The sequence below is a fragment of the Oceanicola sp. S124 genome (assembly GCF_000220565.1).
In the GTDB taxonomy this organism is placed as follows: domain Bacteria; phylum Pseudomonadota; class Alphaproteobacteria; order Rhodobacterales; family Rhodobacteraceae; genus Pseudooceanicola.
This window is the reverse complement of the sequence record NZ_AFPM01000126.1, coordinates 1-21,642: the sequence shown is the minus strand read 5'-3', so window position 1 is coordinate 21,642 and position 21,642 is coordinate 1. Positions and strand designations below refer to the sequence as shown.

Here is a 21,642-nt window from a genome sequence, read left to right as displayed (position 1 = left end):
TTTGACCCGGCACTGCGCGATCGCAAGCGGGCCGAACGGCTTTTCGGCTTCCACTACCGGATCGAAATCTTCGTACCGGAGCCGAAACGCATCTACGGCTACTACGTCTTCCCACTGCTCGAGGGAGAGCGCCTGGTTGGTCGTATCGACATGAAGGCGGAACGGGATAGTGGTGCGCTGCGGGTGACGCGTCTGTGGCCGGAACGCGGTGTCAGTTTCGGGAAAGGGCGACTGCAGCGGCTGGAGGCCGAGTTGGACCGTGTCGCACGTTTCGCCGGCCTGGATCAGGTGATCTTCGGCCCGGACTGGCTAGCCGAGCCGAAGTAGGGCCAGGCAAGGTGGGTTCTCACCCACCCTACGCAAGCAGCAGGGGCCGGTCAGCTGGCGGATGCGACAGCACGGCCGGTCAGGACCTTGACCAGGTGGGCGCGATACTCGGCGGTGCCGTGCAGGTCGGTCATCATGCCCTCGGCAGACAGCGAAAGGCCCTCCAGTGCGCTGGCGGAGAAGGTCGCGGACAGCGCCGCCTCGGCCTCGGACCAGCGGAAGACGCCGTCTTCCGAGGCGCCGGTGACGGCGACGCGAACCCCTTCGGCGTATTTCGCCACGAAGACGCCGCAAAGCGCGAAGCGCGAGGCGGGTTGCTCGAACTTCATATAGGCGGCGGCCTGGGGCACCGGGAACTTCACGGCTGTGATGATCTCGCCCTGCTCGAGAGCGGTCGTGAACATGCCGTCGAAGAAGTCGTCCGCCGCGATCTCGCGCCCCGAGGTGACGACGGTGGCGCCCGAGGCGAGAACCGCAGCCGGGTAGCATGCCGCGGGGTCATTGTTGGCGAGGCTGCCGCCGATGGTGCCACGATTGCGTACCGCCGGATCGCCGATGCCGCCAGCCAGCGCGGCCAGCGCCGGATAGCCGGTGGCCTGCGCCGCAACATCGGCATGGGTGGTGGCCGCGCCGATCTCGATCGTGCCGTCAGAGGTCTTCACCCCCTTCAGAGCCTCGATGCCCAGCAGGCTGACCAGCGCAGAGGGCGCATTGAGCCGCTGTTTCATCGTGGGAATCAGCGTCTGCCCACCCGACAGCGGCTGTGCATCCTCATCGGCCAGGGCCGCCAGGGCCTCGTCTACCGTCGCGGGTCTCACGAAGTCGAAATTATACATCACGTCTCTCCCAGTTCAGTCGCTGCGGGGCCCTCTGGCCCCGCGCTGCCGCTGACGGTTCAGCCATTCATCGCTGCCCAGACTCTGGCGGGCGACAGCGGCATGTCAATATGACTCACCTCTTTCCCGGCCCGATGCAGGGCGTCCACCACCGCATTGACCAGCGCCGGCGGAGAGCCGATGGCCCCGGCCTCGCCGCAGCCCTTCACCCCCAAAGGATTGTGGGTGCAGGGGGTGCAGCACGAGTGGTCCACCGCGATCATCGGCAGGTCACGGGCGCGCGGCATGGCGTAGTCCATGTAGCTGGCCGAGAGCAGCTGGCCGTCGCCATCGTAGACGCAGTTCTCCAGCAGCGCCTGGCCGATGCCCTGCCCGACCCCGCCATGGACCTGCCCCGCGACGATCATCGGGTTGATGACATTGCCGAAATCATCGGCGGCGGTGAAGCTCTGCACCTCGACCCGGCCGGTGTCGGGATCCACCTCGACCTCGCAGATGTAGCACCCTGAGGGGTAGGTAAAGTTCGCCGGATCGTAGAAGGCGGTCTCTTCCAGCCCCGGTTCGATCTCGTCCAGCGGGTAGTTGTGCGGCACATAGGCCGCCAGGGTCACATCGCCCCAGGCCACCGACTTGTCGGTGCCCGCAACGGTGAAGGCGCCGTCCTTCAACTCGATATCGGCCTCGGCGGCCTCCATCAGGTGGGCGGCGATCTTCTTAGCCTTGGCGATGATCTTCTCGGTTGCCCGGACCATGGCCGAGCCCCCGACGGCGATCGACCGCGACCCGTAAGTGCCCATCCCCATTGGCGTATTCGCCGTGTCCCCATGGACGATCTCGACCTGATCCGGAGCGATGCCGATCATCTCGGCGATCACCTGCGGGAAGGAGGTCTCGTGCCCCTGGCCATGGGAATGGCTGCCGGTCATCACCACGATGCCACCGGTGGCATTGACCCGAACGGTGGCGGATTCATAAAGCCCCGCGCGGGCGCCCAGCTGGCCGACAAGGTTCGAGGGCGCGATGCCGCAGGCCTCGATGTAATGCGACAGCCCGATGCCGCGCAGCTTGCCCCTGGCCTCGGACTCCTGCCGGCGGGCGTCGAATCCGGCGTAGTCAGACATGGCAAGCGCCTTGTCCAGCGTCGCCTCGTAGTCGCCGGTGTCGTATTCGACGGCGACAGGCGTGGCGTAGGGGAACTGGTCCTTGCGGATGAAGTTCTGCCGCCGCAGCTCTGCCGGATCGAGCGCCAGCTCCCGCGCCGCCTTGTCGACGACGCGCTCGAGCTGGAAGGTCGCCTCCGGGCGGCCGGCGCCGCGGTAGGCATCGACGGGCACGGTATTGGTAAACACCGCCTTCACGTTCACGTAGATCAGCGGCGTGCGGTAGTTCCCAGCCATCAGCGTGCCATGCAGCCATGTCGGCACCGAGGGTGCGAAGGTCGACAGGTAGGCGCCCATGTTCGCATAGGTGTCGGTGCGCAGGGCGATGAAGTTGTGCTCGCTGTCCAGGGCCAGCTCGATCTTCGTCACGTGGTCGCGGCCATGGGCATCGCTGATGAAGGCCTCGGAGCGGGTCGAGGTCCATTTCACCGGCCGCCGCAACTGCTTGGCGGCGAAGGTGCAAAAGGCCTCTTCCGCGTAGTGGAAGATCTTGGTGCCGAAGCCGCCGCCGACATCCGGCGCCACCACGCGCAGCTTGTGCTCGGGAATGCCGAGGACGAAGGCCCCCATCAGCAGACGGATCACATGGGGGTTCTGCGAGGTGGTATAGAGGGTCGAGCTGTCGTCGTGCAGCGCGTAGTCGCCGATGGCCACGCGGGGTTCCATCGGGTTGGCGACAAGGCGATTGTTGACCAGCTCCAGCGTGGTGACATGGGCGGCGCTGGCGAAGGCCTCATCCACGGCGGCCTTGTTTTCCTCGACGAAGCCCCAGTCGTAGCAGAGGTTCGAGGTAAGGTCGTCGTGCACCTTCACCGCGCCCTCGGCACAGGCGGCCTTCATGTCGATGACGGCGGGAAGCTCGTCGTAGTCGACCTCGATCGCCTCGGCCGCATCGCGGGCCTGCTCGACGCTCTCGGCCACGACGGCGGCCAGGATCTCGCCCACGTGGCGGATCTTGCCCTCGGCCATGATCGGGTGTTTTGGCTCCTGCATGGGCTGGCCGTGGCGGTCGGTCACCTGCCAGCCGCAGGGCAGCCCCCCCACGCCCGAGAAGTCGGCGGCGGTGAAGATCCGCAGCACGCCGGGCATGGCCGCGGCAGCCGAGGTGTCGATGCCGTTCAGCACCGCGTGGGCCACATCGGCCCGCAGGAAGTGCACATGGGCCTGGCCGTTGAGGTTGATGTCGTCGGTATAGCGTCCGCGTCCGGTCAGGAACCGCGGGTCCTCGCGCCGCTTGATGCTGGCGCCGATGCCGTCCTTGGGCATGGTCTCTCCTCCCGTTTCAAGGAGGTGCGTGCGCGCACGCACCCTTCGGGGCGCGCCTCCCGCGGCCCCGCCGCGGCTGCTATTCCGCAGCCATCGCCACCGGCTGGCCCGAGGCCGCCAGGATCGCCTTCACGATGTTGTGGTACCCGGTGCAGCGGCAGATGTTGCCATCCAGGTGGGCGCGGATCTGCGCCTCGGTCGGCTGCGGGATCTCGCGCAGCAGGGCCGCCGCGGCCATGACCATGCCGGGGGTGCAGAAACCGCACTGAAGCCCGTGGTGGTCCTGGAAGGCCTGCTGGAGCACCGACAGCGATCCGTCGGCGTTCTCCATGCCCTCGATGGTGGTGACCTCGGCGCCATCGGCTTCGATGGCGAACATCGTGCAGGATTTCACCTGCCGTCCGTTCACGTGCACCGTACAGGCGCCGCACTGGCTGGTATCGCATCCGATATGGGTGCCAGTCAGTCCAAGACCGTCGCGCAGGAAGGCCGAGAGCAGGGTACGCCCTTCGGCTTCGCCCGTGACCTCGCGGCCATTGACGTGCATCTTCAGTTTCATTGCTTCCTCCCTAGGTGGCATCGGAAGCGGCCTCCCAACCGCTGATCCTGCTGCCTGATTGAAGGCTAGGCCCGCGATGGAGCCCGAAACCATAGGACTAAAGTCGTAAATCACCGGAGCACGATTGTCACGGCACGGATAGGTTGTAAGGTGACGCTGATGAGAGTCGGATCTTTTCCAAAACTCTCGCGCACACTGTAAAGTCGTTGTGTCGAAGGCGGGGGACGCGCCATGAATCACAATCGTTTGGACACAGCACTGGTCGTCGACGACCATCCGCTGTTCTGTGACGCCCTAGCCCTGACGCTTCGCAGCGTTGCCGGGATCGGGGAAATACGCAAGGCTGCAACACTGCAAGAGGCCCTCGCTTCACTGCAACGTGACGGGGTGCCGGATGTGGTGGTGCTGGATCTCAACCTGCCCGACGTGACCGGGCTGGACGGTCTGGTGCGGCTGCGCAATGCCGCCGGGGTGCCGGTGGTGGTGGTCTCGTCGATCTCTGAGGACCGGATGATCACCTCGGCGCTCAGGGCCGGCGCCGTCGGCTATGTGCCGAAACACAGCGACCGCGAGGTCTTTCGCACCGCCTTCGACCGGCTGCGGCGCGGCGAGGGCTACGTACCGGAGGGCTACCTGGATAGCGGCGATGGCGAGAACAGCGAGGCGGTCCGGCGCGACGAGGTGCTGGGGCGGATGGCCACGCTGACCCAGCAGCAGTCGCGGATTCTCGACCTGATCCGCGCCGGAATGCTGAACAAGCAGATCGCCTACGAACTTTCCATCGCCGAGACCACGGTGAAGGCCCATGTCACGGCGATCATGCGAAAGCTGGGGGTACAGAGCCGCACCCAGGCCGCCCTGCTGGCCAGCGAGACAAGTTTCGGACACGTTTTGCAGAAAGAAGGATAGGCTGAAGACACGCGCTCTCGCGGGGGGAGACGACAATGGACACTAGCGCCAGCACGGCAGCCTTCGGGCTGCAGGGCAAGCAGGGACTCATCAGAAGCGCTTCGGTCGATATCTCGATGCCGAAGGCCGCTCAGGTACTGGCCGAACGGCTTGGGCGCGATGACCTCGACTGTGTTCTTCTCTTTGCCGCGCCCCAGCCCGAGGTCGCGGCCATCGCCGGCGAGGTCGGCGATCTGTTTCGCCCCGCCCGCGTCGTCGGCTGTACCACCTTTGGCGAGATCGACGGCACCGGCTACGCCACCGGGAAGCTTCTGGGCCTCGGCCTGCCGCGCAGCCATTTCCGCACCTCGGCCATGACCCTGACCGAAAGCGAGGCGATGTCGACCAGCGCTTTGGTGCGCAAGACGCTCTCCGCCCGTGCACGCCTGACCCGCGAGGCCCCTGACTGGCCGCACGAGTTCGCGATCCTGCTGATCGACGGCAGCACGATGCGCGAAGATGCGATCATGTCGCGGGTCGCCTCGGCACTCGGTCCCGTCCCGCTTGTCGGCGCCTCGGTCGGTTGCCCGGAGAACCGGCAGGGCCCGGTGATCTTCGGCAGCGACGGGGCAGGCTTTCGTGCCACCCTGCTGCAGGTGCGGAGCCGCTGCCCGATAAGAACCTTCCGAAGTGATCACTTCCACCCGACGAACCGGCGCATGGTCATCACCCGCGCCGACCCCGAGCTGCGGCTGGCGCTGGAAATCAACGGTGTTCCAGCGGCAGCGGAATATGCCCGCCTGCTGCGGCTCGATCCCACCCGCCTGAGCGACCGGGACTTCGCGGCCAATCCCCTGGTGGTGCGTGTCGGCGCTGACCACCATGTGCGGGCGATCCGCGGCGTGACCGCTGACGGCGCCCTGCAATTCCACTCTGCGATGGGCGAGGGCATGGTGCTGACGGTCGCCGCCGGCGAAGAAATGGTGATGCATCTCGAACGCGAGCTGACAACGCTGTCCCTGCCCACCCCGCCCGAGATGATCCTCTGCTTCGACTCGTACCTGCGTCGCCTCGAGGCCGAGCGCGGCAACCGCCTGATCGCCCTGTCGCGGATCCTGACCCGGCGCCGGGTCCGGGGCTTCTCGACCCTGGGCGAGCAGCAGGGCGGCATGCATGTCAACAACACGATGACCGGGATCGCCTTCTACGCGCCCGGCTCGGTCAGGATCGGCCGCTGATGGCGATTGAGGACCTGGTCGATATCTCGCAGCCCGCAGACGCCCAGATTGCCCGGCTGATGCGCATCGCCGAGGCGCTGATGCGTCGGGTCGAGCAGAAGGTCGACACCTCGGACGTGGCCTATGCGCAGTTCCAGCGGGCCTCACTGCTGGAACAGGAAGTGCAGAAGCGCACGCAAGAGCTGGAAGACACGCTCGATCTGCTCAATACCTCGAACGAACGCCTCGCCGCCGCCTACCGCGAGAAAGAGGCCGCCCGGGCCAACCTGATCAATGCGATCGAGGCCGTGCAGGGCGGCTTCGCGCTGTTCAGCCAGGATGCGCGGCTGATCCTGTCCAACTCGCGTTTCGGCATGCATATGCCGGATGTGCGCGCGGCCCTGGCCCCGGGCCTGAGCTATACCGATTATGTCGACATCGTCTCGCGCTCGCCGCATCTGACGCTGCCTCCGGGCGAGTCCCGGGACGAGTGGCGGCGGCGGCGGATGACCCGGCACAATGATCGCAACGTGTTGCTGAACGTGCGGCTGAACTGGAACCGCTGGGTGCAGGTCAGTGAACACCGCACCCCCGACGGCGGCACCGTGATCCTGCAGACCGATGTCACCGACATCATGCGGATCGAACGGCAGGAACGCGAACGCATGCTGGACGACCAGGCCAGGCTGATCCGCGCGACGCTGGAACACCTCGACCAGGGCATCTGCATCTTTGACCGCCAGTCGCGCCTTGTCGGCTGGAATCGCCGCGTGGGAGAGCTGCTCGCCTTCCCGCTACGCATGTTCTACATGGGCATCCACGCCGAGAAGCTGGTTGACTGGATGGAAGGCAGCTTCGACTTTGCCGACGGCATCGAAGCCGAGACGATCCGCGCCTGGACCCGGCGCCATGACGGCCGCCCGCCGCTCAGCTTCGAGATTCTGCGCGAAGGCGACTTTACCCTGGGCGTCTTTGCCCAGGAGATGCCCGACCGCGGTTTCGTCTTCAGCTTCACCGACCTGACCAACGAACGCGAGGCCGTGCGCGCGCTGAGCCACCTCAACGAGGCGCTCGAGGCGCGGGTCTCCGAGCGGACGGAAGAGCTGGAAGCGGCGTTGGAAGAGGCCGCCCTGGCAAATGAGACGAAATCCCGCTTCGTCGCCGCCGCCAGTCATGATTTGCTGCAACCCCTGTCGGCGGCGAAGCTGTTCCTCGCCTCCGCCGAGGCCGATGCCACCACCGGCGCCGCCCCGATCCTTGGCAAGGCCCGCCGCGCGCTGGAAAACGTCGAGCATCTGATGGATGCGCTGGTCGACATCTCGCGACTGGATTCCGGTCGGAGCGAGGTTCACGTGGGCAATGTGCCGCTGTCTCGACTGATGCAACAACTGGCGGATGAACTGGGGCCAGAGGCCCGCGCCAAGGGGCTGCGGCTGCGGGTCGTGCCCTCGTCGGCGGTGGTTGCCAGCGATCCGACCTACCTGCGACGGATCCTTCAGAACCTGTTGACCAATGCCGTCCGCTACACCCGCGACGGCACAGTCCTGATGGGGGCGCGGCGACGCGGGGACACGGTCAGTGTCGAGGTGATCGACACCGGTCCCGGCATTCCGGAGGAGCGTCAGAGGGAGATCTTTCTCGAATTCAAGCGGTTGGACTCCGCGGCCAGCGCCGCCGAGGGCATGGGGCTGGGCCTTGCCATTGTCGAACGCGCCTGCGCCTTGCTGGATCACGAGTTGTTGCTCACGTCGACCGTGGGCAAGGGCACCCGCTTTGCGGTCTCGCTGCCCGTCCAGCGCTACGAGGGTCGGACCACCTGACACCATGCCGGCCCCGGTCGGACCTTTGCCCGCCAGGCCGCTCGGCCAGCCCGGAACGGATCGCACCGGGCGCAGGTCTGGTGGATGCAGTGCTCGGATGCCCCCCCGATCAGCGCTCGTCTGGAGTTTCACCGGCAAGAGCCGCCGCAATGGACAAGCTTTCATCTATCAGCCAGCGGCACGCACATCAGAAGCAACCACCGCATCGTCTGCCAGGGCTGCTTCCACCTCATTCCACGACACTGCTCCCGACGCAGCGGACCAAATGCCCCACGCCGTTCCTGGCACCCGCGATCGACCAGCCTCGGATTGCCGAACCTTCGGCGCAATGCGGCTCCCTCAAGTGTCTCTTCAAAGATGGAGCTCCCCCCCCGCAGGGAACGTGCAGCCGGCCTTTCCCGTCATGCACGAACTCTGGGCTTTGCCCCTATTGACCAGGCCTGGACTGCGGTCCCGGAGACCTCGCCGACGTCACCGGAAATGGCAGGACCCGTGACGCAGGATCAACAGCCGCCGGCGGATCGGGACAAAGAGGAAGCGGCGTTTCCGCCGCGCCTGCCGCAGGCGGCAGAAGCGCCCCCAGCAGGGTCTGCATCCCCTCCGCCCACGCAGAGAATCCGAACCGGCGCGCCCAGGCTGCGCGACACAGGGCACGGTGCCGGAACGGATTCCACCCGTGTTCTTCCGCAAGTCCGACGAGTCGTAGCGCATCCTCGACTGCTGCCTCAGGCGCCGCGGCATCGCTCAACCTGACGGCTTTCGGGTGTGCCTCGAGCAGGTCACGGTGACCGGGAATGTCCGACAGCGCCAGGGGCAAACCGACTTCGAAAGCCTCGAGCGCCCCGATCGGCAACCCCTCGTAAAGCGAGGTCAGCAGGAAGCAATCCGATACCGCGAGAAGAGGCCTTACGTCTTCGACCGGACCGGCAAAGTCGATCCGGCGCAGCGCATGGGCCCCGACGATCCTGCGCGCGCGCTTTCGAAACCGGTAACTGTCGGTGCCCTCTCCGCAGAGCACCAGCCTGTAGCAGCCCGGAAGCGCCGAGAATATCCGCAGCGCTCGGTCCAGGTTCTTCTGCCGCGACACCCGTCCCGTGACCAGGACACGCCGGATCCCGTCCGCCGGAGGCAGCCCCGGCAAGGGGCCGACATCCGAGGAGTTTCCCAACACCGCAAGCCGGTGCCTCACGCAATATGCCCGTCCAACGGATCGCTGATACTCGGCCAGGGCCGCGCTGGAGAGGAAGATCAGGCAACGCTCGGGACCGCGACACAGCGACATCCGCTCCAGTTGCAGGGCCAGCGCCGAAGCCAGCCAACGATGGCCCGGCCCGAAGGGCAGCCCGTGGTAGGTGATGGCAATCGCCGTGCCCGGCAGTCGGCGAAAAACCCCCGCGATCACCAGCAGGTGCAGCAGTACAACGGCCATCCTGGCATGAGCCCAGACCAGATCCGGGGTTTCTCGGCGGATCAGCCCGGACAGCATTCGCGCTGTCGACAGGATACGTCGGGGCGACAGGTTGGTCGCCAGACCGGGCAGGGTGATATGCCGTATCGCCCCGCGTCGCAGAAAGCCGAAGCCACCACGGTCCCGTTCGGACAATACCACGAACCGGGCCTGCCCCCTGCAGGCGCGCAGCAGCAGTTCCAGATGCCGCGGCACACCGCTCCGGCCGCCGTCTCCGCCGACAAGCATCACTTTCACTCCGGGCGAAGCTGGCTCTGCATCAGACCTTGCCAAGGATCGCCGCCCCCCAGAATCCCAGATTGCCCTGCCACCCCTGCCGGTAGAGACCCGCTTCACGCAGCTTCCGCAGCCGTCCCACAGGTCCCTGCGCGCGCCCGCGCCGGAACAGCGCCAGAAGTGCGCGGTTCTCGGGCAGAAGCAAATGCTGGCAGCGTTCGAGGGCTGTCAGCTGAGCGTCGACCCGCAGGGCATAGAGCCCCTGTAGAACGCCCAACTTTCGCTCGAACCAATCCATCGGCCCGCCCCCTGCCCCGATCGCGTTGCCGCCATGCTGGCGATAGAGAAGAGCCGGGCGCGGCTCGGGCAGACAGAGCGCACCAGCGCCCGTCAGCAGCTGGTAGAGGAACCAGTCATGGGCATAGATCCCCTGCGCCAGTGGAGCTGCTTGTCGTGCCAGGCGTGCCGCGGCGCCGTTCATCACGATGGTGTTGCCGAAGGCGATGTTCTCGACCAGGGCATTGGCGAATCCGGGACGCCGTTTCATCCGGGCCGAAGGGGTCATCCGACCAGTTTCCGGATCCCAGTCCAGACGCGCGGCAAAGGTGAATGCAGGCAATCGCCCCGGCACGCGGTTCAGCCGCCGCAGTGCCCTGGCAAGGCGATCCGGCAGCCAGATGTCATCCTGGTCCGCCAGCGCAACCGGCCCCGGGACTTCGGGAAGATTGGCGAGCAACTGCATGTAGTTGGCCGCAAAACCCCGCCCAGGCCCTTCGGTCATCAGCACCCGCCGGGGCCCATTCCCCAAGGCGGTCGCGAAACCCTCGAGGATTTGCGGCCCGGCATCTCTGGACCGGTCATCACTGACCCGCAGCTCCCACGCGTCAAGCCCACAGGTCAGCAGGCTGGCCAGTTGCGGCTCAAGGTGCTTGGCCCCGTTGCGCAGGCCCATAAGGATCAGCATCGACATCCCTCCGGTCGCGGACCGAAAGGCCCGATTCCCCCGGATCCTGCCCTGCGCGCCCTTAACAAGCCGTGATCGAACACCCGAGAGAAATTCCGCCCACGTACACTCTTCCTTCACCTTGGCGGCCCTATCACCCCGGGGATGATCCTGAAGGGATGATGGGGCCGATGCGACGACTCACATATTGCCTGCGCCTGGCAAGGCGCTTTCGGCAGTCCCTGCGGGACGACGGCTGGGCGAGGACCTGGTCACGCAGCCTGCTCTGGCTTGGGATGGCGCGGCGCGGCCAGGCATCCTCGATCACACCCGGCATTACCGGGTCGCTTGCCTTTCAGGGCGGCGCGGAGGTGCAGAGTTTCTGGCTGGAAAGCGCCAGGATGTCCGGATTCCGCGTCGCTGCCCCGCCACGCCTTGCACAACGGCGCAAGGTCGCCCTGATCGGTGACCTCAACCTGCCGCAGTGCCGCAAGTACCGGGTCGAGCAGCTGGCCGAGATCTTTCACGAAGCGGGCGCCGAATACATCTTCGCCCACTATGAGGACCTGCCGCGCTGCATGGATATCCTGCAGGATGCCACGCACCTGTTGCTCTACCGGTTGCGCGGTTCCCCCATCGTCACCCGACACCTCTACGAGGCGCGCCGGCTGCGCCTGCCGGTCCTCTACGACATCGACGATCCGCTGTTCTCGATCCCCGCCTATGCGGGTTACGGCAACATGGCCGCCCTGCCCGGCGATATGCTGCAGGGTTTCCTGGCGGAGGCGCCCTTCTACGCCGAGATGATGAACATTGCCGATGCGGTCAGCGTCTCGACCCCTGCCCTGCAGGAACATGCCCGAGACTTCACCTGCCGGCCTGTCTTTCTCAGGCGCAATTTCGCAGACCTCGCGACGCTGGGGGCCCCGCAGCCCAATGGACCGCGTGCGGGGGACGCGTTCCGTGTCTGCTTCGCCAGCGGGTCCCGCGGGCACGAAATCGATTTTGCCGAGGTTTCACGCGATCTGGCGCGCTTTCTCGCAGGGGATTCACGACGGCGCCTGGTGATCCTTGGGCATTTCGATCGCAAGCATCTGCCCCAGGCCCTGCGACAGCAGGTCGAGTGTCACCCTTTCACCGGCTATGCCGCCTATCTGACCCATCTCTCCGGTTGCGATGTCGCGGTGATGCCGCTCGCCGACGACCTGTTCAACCGCTGCAAGAGCGGCGTAAGGGTGATCGACGCGGCCTCGGTCGGTGTCCCGGCGATTGTCGGCAAGGTCTCGGACATGCAGGCCGTGGTCGAGAACGGCGTCACGGGGCGCGTTCTCGGACCGGGCAGAGACTGGGCCTCGGCGCTCGAAGACCTGGCCCGCGACCCGGCCCTCTGTCGTGACATGGGCAACCGCGCCCGCCAGACACTGGAGCAACGCTGGTCCGCAAGGCTCGACCTGCCCGTGGTCGATCCCGAGATGCTGCGCTGGATCGCGGCATGACGATGCCGCATGTCCTTGTCGCAAATATCTTTTTCGCTCCCTACACCTATGGCGGTGCAACCGTCGTTGCAGAAGAGGTCGCGCGCAGGCTGCACGACCGTCACGGCTGGACGGTAAGCGCATTTTCCGCGGTCAGCCGCGATGATCTGTCACCCTATGCACTGCGCAAGATGCAGGCCGGCCCGATCGCAAGCTACGTGATCAACCTGCCGCCAGGCCGCGCCTATGCGGAAATGTACTCGAACCCCGTCGTGACCGAGGCGGCGGCGCGACTGCTGCAAGCCCTTGCCCCGGATCTGCTGCACCTGCATTGCCTGCAGGAGTTGGGCACGGGCCCGATTCGCGCGGCGAGGGAAGCCGGCGTGCCCGTGGTGGTGTCGACACATGATTTCTGGTGGCTCTGCGAACGACAGTTCATGCTCACGGCCGACGGACGCTACTGCGGCCAGGACCCGGTAAGGATCGAGAACTGCCAAGGCTGCGTTCTGGACCACTCGCGGGCCCTGACACGCTCCCGCCATCTTTCGGCAGCTCTGGCGCAGGCCGACCTGGTGACCTATCCGTCTGACTTCGCAAGGGATCTGTCGCGCAAATCAGGCATCTTCGCGCACCGGGATGCAGTCTGGCGCAATGGTGTCACCCAACCCGGCCCGCAGTTCGCCGAGGCGCAGGCGCGGCGGCGCGCCCGGGGCGGCCCCCATGTCTTCGCCTTCTGCGGCGGCCCCTCTCAACTGAAAGGCTGGCCGTTGGTGCGTGACGCCTTCGCATCGCTACGCCGTCAGGACGCCAGGGTACTGCTGGTGGACGGCGCACCGCAGGGGGGGTGGTGGGACGGCATCCAGCTGTCGCGCCTGCCGGGGCAATGGACGGTCGTGCCGCGCTACGCCCAGCAGGGGATGGATGACTTCTGGGTCGAGGTGGACACCTTGCTCTTCCCCTCACAGTGGAAAGAGACCTTCGGCCTGACGGTACGCGAGGCCCTGTGTCGCGGCATCCGGGTCATACAGACCGACAGCGGTGGCACGGTCGAACACGACGGACCCGACCGCGACCGTCTGTTGCCGATCGGCGCCGGGCCGGAGTGTCTGGCGAAGGAGATCCTTCATGCCCTTGACCGCCCAGGTCCACCTCCTGCGGCCATCCCCGTGACCAGCTTCGGTGACCAGGCCGAAGCCTTCGTGCAACTTACCGCCGGATTGATCGAACCACGTGGACAGTGGCCGCGCAGGAAGGAAGGCTGGCAACGCCGGACGGCCTGAATGTGCCGATGCAAAGTCGCGGCGGAGGGCTGAAAGGCTGAAAGGCTGAAAGGCTGAAAGGCTGAAAGGCTGAAAGGCTGAAAGGCTGAAAGGCTGAAAGGCTGAAAGGCTGAAAATCAGTATCCGCCGGACCTACCAAGTCAAGAGCGCCCGGCTGTGACTTGCGCTTTGGTGCCTCGTGTCCTCTGCCGCGCCGCGCCGCGCTCAAAGGCGCACCACGCGCCCCCATTCACGGCAATGCGATACGCTTTGCGTGGGCGCCATGGTACGGACGCCACCCTTCATTGCCCTCCGAAGGACGAGAGTGTTGCCACAAGCGAAGCGCGGTCTTGGCGAGGTCTCGCTCCCGCTGGCCCGCAGACAGCCTGGACATTCAGCAAATCAAAGCCTTGTCATCGCAATCGCTGGCAGCCTGCGCGGCCGAAGCGGCCCCTCTACCTGCTCCAGCGTCACCTGCCTGAGGCAAGAGGGCACCGGAAGGCACTGCGCATGTTCAGGCATCGAGCCCGGAAAGGGATACTCTCGCGCCTCTCTTCCGCCTGGCATCCCAGCCCATCCGATGGTCATTTGCCGGCGCGGGCACAGAATGAGGCAGCCAGCAAGGATACTGCCCCGCCCCTCGTCCATCACGAGCAAGGCACGGGCCCAGGCCTTCGCATCAATCGGGCACGGAGGGTCTGTTTCCGACCCGGCGTGCGACGAACCGGGACACACTCCGCTTCCCCGACACGGGTCGTCCACACCAGAGCGGAACAGGTTGCCACCGCTGGACGGCACGGCGGACGATCCTCTATCGACAAGTCAGCGCGGCGGGCCCGCGGCCACGGTGTCCCGCCAGCTTGCAGGGACTTGCAATCCGCAGGCCTCGACCTCGGAAGTGATCCTCGCGACATCCTCTGCAACAAGGTCCGAAAAGAAATCCGGCATCGGGATAGCGGCCGAGGCGTTGACCTGCCGGTTCACCTGGGCCTCGGGATAGTCGATGGGATCGACGCCCAGAAACCGCTCTATCCGTCGCAACACCCCACGCGGATCATTGCGGATATCCTCGTAGAACAACGGCATCAGGCTGTCTTCGGGCAGCCCCGCCCGAAGCCGCCGCAGGGCCGCGCCATACTCGGCATTGGACCAGATGAAATCGCGCCTCAGGAAGGTGTCCACTTGCTGCGGCGTCCAGTCCCGAAGCCGCTCAAGCTGGCCGGTGATCTGAAGGTGGAATTTCACGTGGCTCCACAATCGCCGAACCGGATGGCGCATCGTGTAGATCACCCTCAGCCGGTCCGAACTGGCGCGGATGCGCGGCCAGGCCTCTTGCGGGAGATGCGCGTAGAGGTTGGAGAAGTCACAGGCGTAAAGCGCCCCGGGTGGACGGGTGAACAACCCGCGATACCAAAGGTCATCGACCGGACGCGACAGATAGGCCGCAACCCAGTGCAGGTTGTGGCGCACCCGCTCGGGATTGGCGCGGTCGGGGTCGAACTTTTCCAGATAGCGCTCTTTCGCCAGGCGCAGGCGGACGGGGTCCGCGAGCTGCCGGTCGTCGACGTAGCGGTGATAGAAATAATGCAGCTCTTTCTCGGGGGTGAAATGCAGCTGCGGGTGCCGTTCCAGAACCGAGTACAGCCAGGTCGTGCCGGCCTTCATCGCCCCCACGCTGAGGAAGAGCGGGCCGAAGAGTGTCGGTGGGGCCTGCCCGGCCATGGATGCCTCCTGACGTTCCGTCGCGCCAGATTAGGGGCAAAGGGCTGAATGAATGGTTATCAGAACAGGAAATCCCCTTCATCGAGGTCGGAAAGCGAAACGCCCTGCAACAGGATCTGGTCCGAGCCCGCCCCGGCGATCAGGACCGCCCCGCCGACGTCGAAGGCGTGGTTCTCCATCAGGTCAGCAAAGTCTCTGATCCCGGAAACCCCTGAAAGGTCGATCTTTTCCAGGTCGTTCAGCGCGTCGAAGTCGCCGATGGTGTCATTGCCGAAACCGTCGGCGAAGACGAAGAGATCGGCGTTGAAGTTGCCGCGCAGCAGGTCGTCGCCCGCACCGCCCTCGATCACGTCGAAACCGGCCCCGCCGGCCAGCTGGTCATCGCCCGATCCGCCATGGATCGTGTCGTTGCCCGCGCCGCCCCAGATCCGGTCGTTGTCCGCACCGCCATTCAGGATGTCCTGACCGCCCTCACCGAACAGCGCGTCGGTGCCGGCGCCACCATGGGCCAGGTCATCGCCCTCGCCGGCGAACAGCCGGTCAAAGCCCGCGTCGCCATGCAGCAGGTCATCGCCCGCCCCGCCGTAGAGGTTGTCCGCCTGGTTGCCGCCATAGAGGCTGTCGTCACCGGACCCGCCCTCGAGGCAGTCGAAACCGCCGTCGCCGAACAGCAGGTCCGCCCCCGCCTCGCCAAAGAGACGATCCTCATGGATGCCCCCGCGCAGCACGTCGCCGTCCTCGCCGCCATAGAGCCGGTCATTCTGGTCGCCGCCGATCAGCCGGTCGGTGCCGGTGCCGCCATAGAGATTGTCCTGGCCGCCCTCTCCCAGCAGCCGGTCGTCGCCGGCCTCGCCGAACAGCCGGTCGCTCTGGCCACCGCCGTTCATGAAATCGCCCCCCGCGCCGCCGTGCAGGGTGTCGAAACCCGCGTCTCCGGTCAGGATGTCCATGCCATCCCCGCCCTCGACGAGGTCGTTGCCATTGCCCGCATGCACGCGGTCGTTGCCGCCGTCGCCATAGATCCGGTCCGCGCCGTCACCGCCGTAGAGCTCATCCGCCGCGCCCATGCCGCGGATCGTGTCGTCGGCGCCGTCGCCAAGCAGCCGGTCGGCACGGTCACCTCCCTGAAGATAGCACCCCACCTCGGTCTGCACGTAGCTGTCCAGCGACAGCCGCGAGATCATGTAGAGCAGGTCAGAGCCGAAGTCCGAGGCCTCGAGCGGTTGCCCGTCAGCGGTGCGGATCTGGATGATCTCGTCCCCGACATGGAACTCTCCGCCCCATTCGCGACTGACGAACAGCAGCCGTGAGGGATCGCTGTGATGGGTGATCCGCGACAGGTCCAGCCGGTCGATGCCCAGCTCGAAATCGGCGATCACGTCGACCTCGCCATCGGCCGAGAGCGCGAAGATATCCGCCCCGGCGCCACCGGTCAGCGTGTCGGCGCCACTGCCGTCGACGAGGATATCGTTCCCCGCCCCGCCATCCAGCGCGTCATCGCCGCCGCCCCCGGTCAGCGCATCATCGCGGCTGGTGCCGGTCAGCCTGTCGGCCCCCGCGCCGCCGCGCCGCGCCACGCCCTGCTGCGACAGGTCGACCTCGGTGGCGGTGATGCCCTCTTCGCCCTCGCCCGCGGCGAAGATGCGCAGCACGTCGCCCGAGAGGGCGGTGGCGATGGCGGTGATGTTGGACAGGCTCAGGTCGGTGCGGTCCTCGATGGTGCAGTGATGGAACAGCTCTCCATTCGGCAGCAGTTCGAACAGCGACAGACCGTCGTCGGCGCCGCCGACCAGCACGTAGGCGCGCCCCGAAACCTCGACTGTCTCCAGCGTGGTGATGTTCCGGAGGCGGGTCGAGAGGTCGTCGATGACGTGGTCCGTCGGGGTCACGCTGCCGTCCGCCCCCAGTTGCATCACGGTCAGCGAATTCGATCCGGCAGAGGCCAGCACGAGGAAGCTTCCCCCGCCCGAGGTGACCTGGGCCACCGCCGTCGGCGCATCGATCCAGAGGCCGTTCCCGGCCCCGACCTCGGCGGTGCGGGACAGGCCGCCATCCTCTTCGACCCGGTAGACGCTGAGCAGATCCCCGGTGGCATAGGTCGCGACCACGAAGTCGTTGCCGCCCACGCTGACCATCAGCAGATCGCTTTCCGCATGGCCGACCCCGCCGCCGCTGCGCGCCACCTCGGTGACGGTGACCCGGCCCAGCGAGAAGTCCAGCCGCACCAGCCCGCCGCCCGCCACCGCGCCGTAGCCCCAGGAGGTGCCGTCGCCGGTGGCGCGCACCTCGACCTCGGTCAGCTGGCCGGGGCTGAACCCCTCGGAGGTGAAATCGGTGCCCCAGGTCAGGATGCCGCTGTCCTGCTGCTGCCAGGTTTCCATCCGGTCCCCCGCCAGCCCGACGACCGACAGCAGTACCTTGCCGCCGACCTCGATCAGCTCCAGCTCCGGAACGGTGAGTTGCAGAAGATTTTCCGAGAGTCCTTCGGTTTCAACCAGCTTTGGCGCCCCCTCGCCGACGGCATAGACGGAAACCCCGCCCCCCGCGCGGGTGAGCGAATAGAGATGGGTGCCGCCCTCGGTCTCGCAGACCAGAAGATCGGTGATCCCCCAGCTGCGACCGTTTCCGGCGATGTCCAGCAGTCCACTGTTTTCGAAACGCAATATGCTCATCCCTCACCCCGGGCCGGCGCCTTGGCACAGGCTGGCGCCAGCCCGGAGAGGGTCGCGGCAAACTGCGGTCGGGGTGCGGAAGGGAGGATGGCGAAATCAGGGCTCTTGGTCCGGTTTCGGCTCAAATCCCCGCGAAAGTTCCGAAAGGGTTAACCAAGCAGATAAAGGGCTTCGGATTGCGCGGCCCAGAGTTAACCAGCCCGTTTACCGCTCCGACCCTAAGCCATGGACCGACATGCCCGTCAGAGGATCGGAGAGGCCCATGCCCCAGAGACCAGAGACCCAACCTGCCGAAAAGACGCTGCTCGCCCCCTCCGATACCGGGCCGCGCAGCATCGGGCTGGGGGGCGGCGGCTTCCAGCCCGAAACCCCGGGGTCGGACGGCATCGGGGTGGTGCCCGTGGCCCCGGGCCCGGCCACGCCCTCGGACAACCCTCTCTTTGCCTCGCAGTGGCACTTCGGCCTGCTCGGCGACATCACGGCCGTCTGGCAGGACTATACCGGCGCCGGAGTGTCCGTCGGCGTCTACGACGACGGGGTCGAGGCCGGGCACGAGGATCTCTCGGCCAACTACGACGCCGCGCTGGAGCTCTCGGACGTGGACGCCGCGCCGAACGGCAGCACCGACGGACATGGCACCTCGGTTGCCGGGATCATCGTCGGAAGCGACAACTCACTGGGCGGCGTGGGCATCGCCCATGGCGCCGACCTGACCGGGATCGACTACCTCAACGACGCCTTCACGCTGACCTATGCCGAGTATCTCGGCGTGCTCGAAGACATGGCCCGCTTCGACATCACCAACAATTCCTGGGGCTCGCTGCCCAGCTACTCCGAGCATACCGACATAGGGGAACCCGGCAAGCAGGCCGGGCTGGAGCGGGCCGCGCTCGAGGTGGCCATCTCGACCGGGCGCGGCGGGCTGGGCACGATCATCACCAAGGCTGCGGGCAACTATGCCAACGACAGCGATGCCGAGGCGCTTGGCATTTTCGGCAGTGCCCATGCGGACGGGCTGAACAACCTGCACGAGATCATCACGGTGGCGGCCACCGGCTCGACCGGCTACGTCACCTCCTATTCCAATTTCGGTCATGCCCTTCTGATCGCCGCCCCGGCCGCCTCGGTGACCACCGACCGCAGCGGCACGGCGGGCTATTCCAGCAGCGCCTATACCTCGAGCTTCGGAGGCACCTCGGCGGCGACCCCCGTGGTCTCGGGCGTCGTGGCCCTGATGCTGGAGGCGAATCCCGGTCTGCACTGGACCGACGTGCAGAACATCCTCGCCGCCTCGGCGGCGCAGACCGGATCGGCCTACGGGGCGGCGGCCAGCGGCTACGAGCAATCGCCCTGGATGGCTAATGGCGCCGCAACCTGGAACGGCGGCGGCATGACCTTCTCGGCCAGCTACGGCTACGGCATGATCGACGCCTATGCCGCGGTGCGCATGGCCGAGGTATGGACCCGCATGCTTCCCGACGCGGGCGCACATCGGGTCAGCCGCAGCGCTTCGGACCTGACCGACGTGAACATTGCGGACGAGGGCGTCACCGAGGTCACGATCATGCTCGAGGGCGACGAGATGATCATCGACCATCTCTACGTGACGGTCGACTACCAGCACAGCTGGAGCGCGGATCTGACCCTGTCGCTGGTCACCCCCGACGGTGACGAGATCCTGCTGAAGCAGCAGGAGGGCTATGGCGCCTATGACGAGGACTGGACCTTCGGCATCGCCTCGCTGCGCGGCATGACGGAGGGCGGCACCTGGACCCTGCGGATCACCGACAGCGTGGGGCAGGATACCGGCACCCTGCGGGGTGTCACCCTGGATTTCGAGGGCCACCAGATCGGCGATGGCGCGGTCTATACCTTCACCGACGACTTCCTGGCGCTGGCTGCGAGCGAGGCCGCACGGGGGGATATCCGGATGACGGACGGGGCCCGCGACTGGATCAACGCCGCCGCGGTGAGCGGCGACATCCTGGCCTCGCTGCGCGACAGCTCTGCCAGCCTCAGCGTCTCGGGCGCGCTCTGGGCCGGGCTGGCGGGCCGGGTCGAACATGTCGCGACCGGAGACGGCAACGACACCATCGAGGGCAATCAGGCGGACAACCTGCTGCTCGCCGGGCGCGGCGCGGACAGCCTGGCGGGCGGCGGCGGGGCGGATTCGCTCGAAGGCGGGCGCGGGGCGGACCTGCTGTCAGGCGACAGCGGCGATGACCTGCTTCTGGGCGACAGCGGCGATGATATCCTGCGCGGTGGCGACGGAGTCGACATGCTGCGCGGCGCCGAGGGCAATGACAGTCTCTATGGCGGGGCCGGGGCCGACACGCTGTCCGGCAGCTTCGGGGACGACCTTCTTCAGGGCGGTTGGGGGGACGACCTCCTGACCGCTGACGGGGGCTTCGATACCCTGCGGGGCGAGGCGGGCAACGACACGCTGAACGGCGGGTCGAACGCGGACGAGATGCATGGCGGCAGCGGCGACGACCTGCTGATCGGAGAGCTGGGCACCGACCATCTCCATGGCACGGGGGGGACGACCTGCTGCGCGCCAATGCCGGGAACGACTATCTCTACGGCGGGGCCGGGGCCGACACGCTGCTAGCCGGCACCGAAGAGGACCGCGCCTATGGCGGCGCAGGCAATGACCTGATCCGGGGCGAGGGCGGCTTTGACAGGCTCGAAGGCGGCTCGGGCGAGGATTCCCTGCAGGGCGGCAACCAGGCCGACAACCTCTTCGGCGGACTGGGAAACGACCTGTTGACCGGCGACCAGGGGCTGGACCGGCTGTTCGGCGAGGCCGGCAACGACACGCTGAACGGCGGCCTGGACAATGACGGGCTGTTCGGGGGCTCGGGCGACGACCTGCTGATCGGAGGCTCCGGTCACGACCGTCTGTTCGGCGGCCTGGGCAACGACCAGATCAACAATGGCAGCGGAGATGACACCGTCTATGGCAACGCCGGCTTCGACCGGATCATGGGGGCGGCGGGAAATGACCTGCTCTACGGCGGCTTCAACGCCGATCACTTCGAGTTCCTCGGCGATTGGGGCCATGACACCATCGGCGATTTCGACGCGCTCAACGATGCCGAGCGGATCGGGTTCTACGACAACGGGACGGCGACGGGCAACGGCATCACCGACTTTGCCGACTTGCTGGCCAATCACATGGTGCAACAGGGCGGTGACGTGCTGATCACCGATGCACGGGGCAATACCGTCACCCTGACCGGCATCGACTTGTCGGACCTGCACAACGAGGATTTCGTCTTCCTCTGACCCGGCCCGCCCCGGGTATCGCACGGGTCACCCGCGTGCGGCGCGGCCCCTCAGGCGCCGAACAGCTCGTCGCCCGAGAAGATCATCAGCACACCGCGCATGCGGCGGCCGTCCAGCATCCGGTCGAAGGGGAAGCAGCGGATCTCGAGCGGGGCACCGTTGTAGGTCCCGCTGCGGCTGATGTAGCGGTCACCGTCCAGCACGTCGCGGGCCAGGTCCGCCAGGTCGACGAAATCGGGTCGCGGCCCGACCACGCCCAGCATCCGGTCGACGTCATGCTCTTCCATGTGGAAGATCTCTCCGATCAATCGCGAGAAGCGGCGGATCCGCAGTCCCTCGTCCAGCACGATGACGCCCAGCTTCATGAAGCCCAGCACCAGCTCCATGTCGCGGCTCAGCTCGGAGAGCAGCTCGATCTTGCGCTCGTGCTCGGCCGAGACCGAGACCAGCTCCTCGTTGACCGCGTGCAGCTCTTCGTTCGAGCTTTGCAGTTCCTCGTTCGAGGCCTGGAGTTCCTCATTCGAAG

Annotated in this window: 16 protein-coding genes; 8 read left to right on the top strand and 8 right to left on the bottom strand. The window is 66.6% G+C overall.

What is annotated here, in order from left to right; genetic code table 11:
• Positions 1-327 (top strand): DNA glycosylase AlkZ-like family protein (locus OS124_RS0109140; protein WP_010139226.1); only part of this gene is annotated, 327 nt, incomplete at its 5' end.
• A 50-nt stretch (positions 328-377) separates the two neighbouring features.
• Here the strand turns inward: OS124_RS0109140 and OS124_RS0109135 are convergent.
• The 3 genes from OS124_RS0109135 to OS124_RS24165 form a co-directional block, all read right to left on the bottom strand.
• Positions 378-1,163, bottom strand: a complete 786-nt coding sequence (locus tag OS124_RS0109135; protein WP_010139225.1) for an FAD binding domain-containing protein — start codon at positions 1,161-1,163, stop codon at positions 378-380.
• 59 nt (positions 1,164-1,222) lie between these two features.
• Positions 1,223-3,589 carry a xanthine dehydrogenase family protein molybdopterin-binding subunit gene (locus OS124_RS0109130; RefSeq protein ID WP_010139223.1) on the bottom strand — a complete coding sequence of 789 codons (2,367 nt, stop codon included), beginning with the start codon at positions 3,587-3,589 and terminating at the stop codon, positions 1,223-1,225.
• A gap of 79 nt (positions 3,590-3,668) precedes the next feature.
• Entirely contained in the window at positions 3,669-4,148 is a 480-nt protein-coding gene (locus OS124_RS24165) for a (2Fe-2S)-binding protein (RefSeq protein WP_010139222.1), read from the bottom strand.
• Between the two features lie 231 nt (positions 4,149-4,379).
• Between OS124_RS24165 and OS124_RS0109115 the strand changes: the two genes are divergently transcribed.
• From OS124_RS0109115 to OS124_RS0109105, 3 genes are read left to right on the top strand one after another with little or no spacing between them, the layout of a single operon-like run.
• On the top strand, positions 4,380-5,057 hold the full coding sequence (locus OS124_RS0109115) for a response regulator (RefSeq protein WP_010139221.1): 678 nt from the start codon (positions 4,380-4,382) through the stop codon (positions 5,055-5,057).
• Between the two features lie 35 nt (positions 5,058-5,092).
• Complete coding sequence (locus OS124_RS0109110; RefSeq protein ID WP_010139220.1) at positions 5,093-6,274, top strand: FIST signal transduction protein; 1,182 nt, start codon at positions 5,093-5,095, stop codon at positions 6,272-6,274.
• On the top strand, positions 6,274-8,073 hold the full coding sequence (locus OS124_RS0109105) for a sensor histidine kinase (protein ID WP_010139219.1): 1,800 nt from the start codon (positions 6,274-6,276) through the stop codon (positions 8,071-8,073). Before OS124_RS0109110 ends, OS124_RS0109105 begins: the two co-directional genes overlap by 1 nt.
• A 427-nt stretch (positions 8,074-8,500) precedes the next feature.
• Here the strand turns inward: OS124_RS0109105 and OS124_RS0109100 are convergent, their stop codons facing one another.
• Together OS124_RS0109100 and OS124_RS0109095 are read right to left on the bottom strand one after the other, a co-directional pair.
• Positions 8,501-9,769 carry a glycosyltransferase family 4 protein gene (locus OS124_RS0109100; protein WP_010139218.1) on the bottom strand — a complete coding sequence of 423 codons (1,269 nt, stop codon included), beginning with the start codon at positions 9,767-9,769 and terminating at the stop codon, positions 8,501-8,503.
• Positions 9,770-9,800: 31 nt separating this feature from the next.
• Positions 9,801-10,841: a glycosyltransferase gene (locus OS124_RS0109095; RefSeq protein ID WP_138919479.1), complete on the bottom strand. Its 1,041-nt coding sequence runs from the start codon at positions 10,839-10,841 to the stop codon at positions 9,801-9,803.
• A 260-nt stretch (positions 10,842-11,101) separates the two neighbouring features.
• Between OS124_RS0109095 and OS124_RS0109090 the strand changes: the two genes are divergently transcribed.
• Complete coding sequence (locus OS124_RS0109090) at positions 11,102-12,196, top strand: glycosyltransferase (RefSeq protein ID WP_168161454.1); 1,095 nt, start codon at positions 11,102-11,104, stop codon at positions 12,194-12,196.
• On the top strand, positions 12,193-13,455 hold the full coding sequence (locus OS124_RS0109085; RefSeq protein ID WP_010139215.1) for a glycosyltransferase: 1,263 nt from the start codon (positions 12,193-12,195) through the stop codon (positions 13,453-13,455). The genes OS124_RS0109090 and OS124_RS0109085 overlap by 4 nt, the downstream gene beginning before the upstream one ends.
• 801 nt (positions 13,456-14,256) lie before the next feature.
• On the opposite strand, the gene OS124_RS0109080 is transcribed toward OS124_RS0109085, so the two are convergent.
• On the bottom strand, positions 14,257-15,156 hold the full coding sequence (locus tag OS124_RS0109080) for a sulfotransferase family protein (protein WP_010139214.1): 900 nt from the start codon (positions 15,154-15,156) through the stop codon (positions 14,257-14,259).
• Between the two features lie 59 nt (positions 15,157-15,215).
• Positions 15,216-17,828: a calcium-binding protein gene (locus OS124_RS24160; RefSeq protein WP_138919477.1), complete on the bottom strand. Its 2,613-nt coding sequence runs from the start codon at positions 17,826-17,828 to the stop codon at positions 15,216-15,218.
• A 262-nt stretch (positions 17,829-18,090) separates the two neighbouring features.
• On the opposite strand from OS124_RS24160, the gene OS124_RS24155 reads away from it, so the two are divergent.
• Together OS124_RS24155 and OS124_RS0109065 are read left to right on the top strand one after the other, a co-directional pair.
• Positions 18,091-20,439, top strand: coding sequence for a S8 family serine peptidase (locus tag OS124_RS24155; protein WP_010139212.1), 2,349 nt, complete (start codon positions 18,091-18,093; stop codon positions 20,437-20,439).
• Complete coding sequence (locus OS124_RS0109065; protein ID WP_083834578.1) at positions 20,376-21,116, top strand: calcium-binding protein; 741 nt, start codon at positions 20,376-20,378, stop codon at positions 21,114-21,116. Before OS124_RS24155 ends, OS124_RS0109065 begins: the two co-directional genes overlap by 64 nt.
• 50 nt (positions 21,117-21,166) lie before the next feature.
• Here the strand turns inward: OS124_RS0109065 and OS124_RS24150 are convergent.
• Positions 21,167-21,642, bottom strand: a 476-nt coding sequence (locus OS124_RS24150; RefSeq protein WP_010139209.1) for a PAS domain-containing protein, incomplete at its 5' end; no start/stop codon positions are given.

Bases quoted from the DNA above. Each gene is read 5' to 3' on its own strand.
- OS124_RS0109135 (WP_010139225.1), bottom strand. From the start codon at position 1,163: ATGTATAATTTCGACTTCGTGAGACCCGCGACGGTAGACGAGGCCCTG.
- OS124_RS0109130 (WP_010139223.1), bottom strand. From the start codon at position 3,589: ATGCCCAAGGACGGCATCGGCGCCAGCATCAAGCGGCGCGAGGACCCG.
- OS124_RS24165 (WP_010139222.1), bottom strand. From the start codon at position 4,148: ATGAAACTGAAGATGCACGTCAATGGCCGCGAGGTCACGGGCGAAGCC.
- OS124_RS0109115 (WP_010139221.1), top strand. From the start codon at position 4,380: ATGAATCACAATCGTTTGGACACAGCACTGGTCGTCGACGACCATCCG.
- OS124_RS0109110 (WP_010139220.1), top strand. From the start codon at position 5,093: ATGGACACTAGCGCCAGCACGGCAGCCTTCGGGCTGCAGGGCAAGCAG.
- OS124_RS0109105 (WP_010139219.1), top strand. From the start codon at position 6,274: ATGGCGATTGAGGACCTGGTCGATATCTCGCAGCCCGCAGACGCCCAG.
- OS124_RS0109100 (WP_010139218.1), bottom strand. From the start codon at position 9,769: ATGCTTGTCGGCGGAGACGGCGGCCGGAGCGGTGTGCCGCGGCATCTG.
- OS124_RS0109090 (WP_168161454.1), top strand. From the start codon at position 11,102: ATGTCCGGATTCCGCGTCGCTGCCCCGCCACGCCTTGCACAACGGCGC.
- OS124_RS0109085 (WP_010139215.1), top strand. From the start codon at position 12,193: ATGACGATGCCGCATGTCCTTGTCGCAAATATCTTTTTCGCTCCCTAC.
- OS124_RS0109080 (WP_010139214.1), bottom strand. From the start codon at position 15,156: ATGGCCGGGCAGGCCCCACCGACACTCTTCGGCCCGCTCTTCCTCAGC.
- OS124_RS24160 (WP_138919477.1), bottom strand. From the start codon at position 17,828: ATGAGCATATTGCGTTTCGAAAACAGTGGACTGCTGGACATCGCCGGA.
- OS124_RS24155 (WP_010139212.1), top strand. From the start codon at position 18,091: ATGCCCCAGAGACCAGAGACCCAACCTGCCGAAAAGACGCTGCTCGCC.